Genomic DNA, 3252 nt, shown 5'->3' on the forward strand with positions numbered 1-3252 from the left:
CCGCCCGAGCGCCGCATTCCCGCCCGCGTGGCGGTGGCGGTCGCGATCATCGGCGTGGCAATCCATGGTGCCGGAGTCATCACCCGCGCGATCGGCGCAGGCCGCGTGCCGTGGGGCAACATGTACGAGTTCCTGACCACCGGCGCTTTCCTGGTGGTTGCGGTCTTCCTGCTCTCGCTCATCCGCCGTGACCTGCGCTTCCTGGGCACCTTCGTGCTGGGCCTCGCCGTGATCATGATGGTGGCTGCGTCCGTGACGTACTGGACCCCGGTAGGCCACTTGGTTCCGGCACTGCAAAGCTACTGGCTGGTCATCCACGTCTCCATCGCCGTGATGTCCGCGTCCCTGTTCACTTTGACGTTCGCCATGTCAGCCCTGCAGTTGCTGCAATCGCACCGGCAGAAGACCCTGGCGGCCGGCGGCGTGGACAAACTGGGCTTCATGCGGCTCGTACCGAACGCGTTGAGCCTGGAAAACCTGTCCTACCGCATCAACACCGTGGGGTTTGTGGGCTGGACCTTCACCCTCATGTTCGGCGCCATCTGGGCAGAGAAAGCCTGGGGCCGCTTCTGGGGCTGGGACACCAAGGAAGTCTGGACCTTCGTGATTTGGGTGGTCTACGCCGGCTACCTGCACGCGCGCGCCACCCGAGGCTGGACGGGAACCCGCGCAGCCTGGTTGTCGATTGCAGGCTACCTGTGCGTGATCTTCAACTTCACCGTGGTCAACGTGTTCTTCAACGGCCTGCACTCCTACTCGGGGCTGTCGCAGTAGGACTGCCCAGGACGGGTGCCTTACCGTCCTGACCCTTTTTGAATTAACGACGACGCGACACTCCGCACTTGCGGGCGTGTCGCCGTCGTTCGCGTTTCAAAAGAGGTCAGGAAGGGCGGCCTCTCCTGCCGTAGGTTCAATGGGCGAGGTGTCAGCTGTTGACGTCGCCGCTGTCGTCGGCCTTGGATTCGCCCTTGAGCTTGCGTTCCTTGGCTTCGAGTTCGGCCTTGAGCTTTTTCAGCCGTTCGGCTTCGGCCTGGTTGCGACGGCGGACCTCCAGGTTGCGGAGAAAGTCGGGGTCGTCGTCGGGAGCGGTGGGGTGGCTCGCAGGCTGCGGGGTGGGCCGGATGTTGTAGGGGCGGCCCAGAATGAACCAAAGAGCGGCTCCGAGGATCGGCAGGAAAATCACGACAAGGAGCCAAGCAGGTTTGGAAATTCCCCGGGTGGCGCGGCGGTCGGTGCGAATGACGTCCACCAGCCCATAGACGTACACGAGCAGGACGGCGACAACTGCAACAACGCGGAGCATACCGTCAAGTCTAGTCGCCGTCGGGTCCGGTGATAGCTGCGCGATCAGGGTGCAATCAGGCTGTGACGCTAAACTTGATCCGTGGCTTTCCTCAAATACTCCCTGATCCGCCTGGCGATCTTCGTACCGCTCTTCGTCCTCTTCGCCCTCCTGCAGACAGGGTTGTTCCTGGCAGCGATTTTCGCGGGCCTCATCGCGTTCGCCATCAGCTACTTGTTTTTCCAGAAGCAGCGCGACGCCGCGACTGCCGCCATGCGCGAACGTTTCTCCGGGCGGGCCAAGCCCATCCGCTCAGCGTTGGAGATTGAGGACGCCTCGATCGAGGACCGGCTGGTCGACGAAAACCCCGCGGTAAAGGTCGAGAACGACCGCCGCCCCAAAGAAGCCTAGAAGCTCAAGGCCCAGATGTGAGCGAGGGTTTTCGAAAACCGGCCTATATGTGAGCGGGCGATGTGGGGGGAAGGACGCTCGCTCACATAAATGGGGTTTCCTACGGACGCTCGCTCACATTTGTGGGGTTTCCTGCGGACGCTCGCTCACATCATGTGAGCGAGGGTTTTCGAAAAACGGCTTATATGTGAGCGGGCGTTAGAAGCCGTGGCTCAGGATGAGGCCCAGCGAGAACAGCACGCTGTAGCCAAGGTTGATCATTCCGGTCTGCTTGAGGACGGGGATGAGGCTCTTGCGCTTCCGGCCGTTGACCATGAGCCATGCCGGCATGAGGCAAGCGGGGATCAGCAGCAGTACTATCAGCATCCACGGCTTGGCGGGCGCCAGCACCACTACCAGCAGGATCGCGACGGCCAGCATCAGGACGTAGCTCTCGCGGGCGTGGCGGTCGCCCAGACGCACGGCCAGTGTCCGTTTGCCCGCGGCCATGTCCGTCGGGATGTCGCGCACATTGTTGGCCATCAGCAGGGCACAGGCGATCAATCCCGTGCCGATGGCGCCGATGACGGCCGGAAGGCTCACTTGCCCGGCCTGGGTGTAGGTGGTGCCGAGCGTTGCCACCAGGCCGAAGAAGACAAACACGAACAGGTCGCCCAGGCCCAGGTAGCCGTACGGGTTCTTGCCGCCGGTGTATCCCCAGGCGGCAAGGACGCAGCCGATACCCACCAGGATCAGCCACCAGCTCTGCGTAATGATCACCAGGACCAGGCCGAAAATCATGGCCAGGCCGAACGCGCCGAACGCAGCCCACTTGACGTGGTCCGGTCGTGCAGCGCCGGAACCGACCAGCCTGAGCGGACCCACGCGGTCCTCGTCGGTGCACGGATGCCGTCCGAGTAGTCGTTGGCATAGTTCACGCCGATCTGCAGCAGCAGGGCCACGAGGGCGGCAAGGATGGCATTCAAGAGCCGGAAAGATTGCAGCTCGTAGGCGGCCGCTGTGCCGATCAGCACCGGCGCGATCGCGGCCGGCAGGGTGCGCAGGCGGGCGCCTTGAATCCATTGTGCAGCTGTTGCCACGTTCAGTACCTCGTGTTGTTTCGCGTTGGGGGAAGGCAAATGACGGTCAGGGAGGACGTGTCTATTCTCCCTGATGCACCTCGGCGAGAAGCTCGATCATCGCCAGCCGGTCCGGCTTTCCGTTGGGGAGCATGATCAGGCCATCCGTGGTCAGCACTGTTTTGGGCGCGAGGGTGCCCAGCGATTCCTGGCAGCGGGCCTTGTAGGCCGCGACAGCTTCCGGGGAGCTGTCCTCGACGGCGACATAGGCCGCCACCGCCTGGCCCCACTCGCGGGAAGGCACCCCGGCCACGAAAGCCGCCGTGACGCCGTCGAACTTTTCAAGCTCAGCCTGGATGAACGCCGCGGAGGCTTTCACGCCGCCGGTGATGATGACGTCGTCGGCCCTTCCCAGCACCGTGAGCGTGCCGTCGTCGCCGAGCTCGCCGAGATCGTTGGTGCGGTACCAACGTGTGCCGTCCTCCTCGAAAAACGCCGCGG

4 protein-coding genes and 1 pseudogene are annotated in these 3252 nt (G+C 63.5%); 2 read left to right on the top strand and 3 right to left on the bottom strand.

Annotated elements, in window-relative coordinates; all coding sequences use genetic code 11:
- Positions 1-774, top strand: a 774-nt coding sequence (gene ccsB, locus AHiyo1_RS18520; protein WP_059389526.1) for a c-type cytochrome biogenesis protein CcsB, incomplete at its 5' end; no start/stop codon positions are given.
- A 151-nt stretch (positions 775-925) separates the two neighbouring features.
- On the opposite strand, the gene AHiyo1_RS18525 is transcribed toward ccsB, so the two are convergent.
- Positions 926-1303, bottom strand: a complete 378-nt coding sequence (locus AHiyo1_RS18525; protein ID WP_059389527.1) for a PLD nuclease N-terminal domain-containing protein — start codon at positions 1301-1303, stop codon at positions 926-928.
- 81 nt (positions 1304-1384) lie between these two features.
- Between AHiyo1_RS18525 and AHiyo1_RS18530 the strand changes: the two genes are divergently transcribed.
- On the top strand, positions 1385-1693 hold the full coding sequence (locus AHiyo1_RS18530; protein ID WP_059389528.1) for a DUF4229 domain-containing protein: 309 nt from the start codon (positions 1385-1387) through the stop codon (positions 1691-1693).
- Positions 1694-1891: 198 nt separating this feature from the next.
- Here the strand turns inward: AHiyo1_RS18530 and AHiyo1_RS18535 are convergent.
- Both AHiyo1_RS18535 and AHiyo1_RS18540 read right to left on the bottom strand, forming a co-directional pair.
- A pseudogene (locus AHiyo1_RS18535) lies at positions 1892-2772 on the bottom strand (1,4-dihydroxy-2-naphthoate polyprenyltransferase).
- 61 nt (positions 2773-2833) lie between these two features.
- On the bottom strand, positions 2834-3252 hold a 419-nt coding region (locus AHiyo1_RS18540), incomplete at its 5' end, for an AMP-binding enzyme (RefSeq protein WP_148667662.1).

The sequence above is a fragment of the Arthrobacter sp. Hiyo1 genome (genome assembly GCF_001263615.2).
GTDB lineage: Bacteria > Actinomycetota > Actinomycetes > Actinomycetales > Micrococcaceae > Arthrobacter.

What these genes read in the sequence shown, in the direction of transcription:
- AHiyo1_RS18525 (WP_059389527.1), bottom strand. Translation starts at nt 1,303, where the DNA reads ATGCTCCGCGTTGTTGCAGTTGTCGCCGTCCTGCTCGTGTACGTCTAT.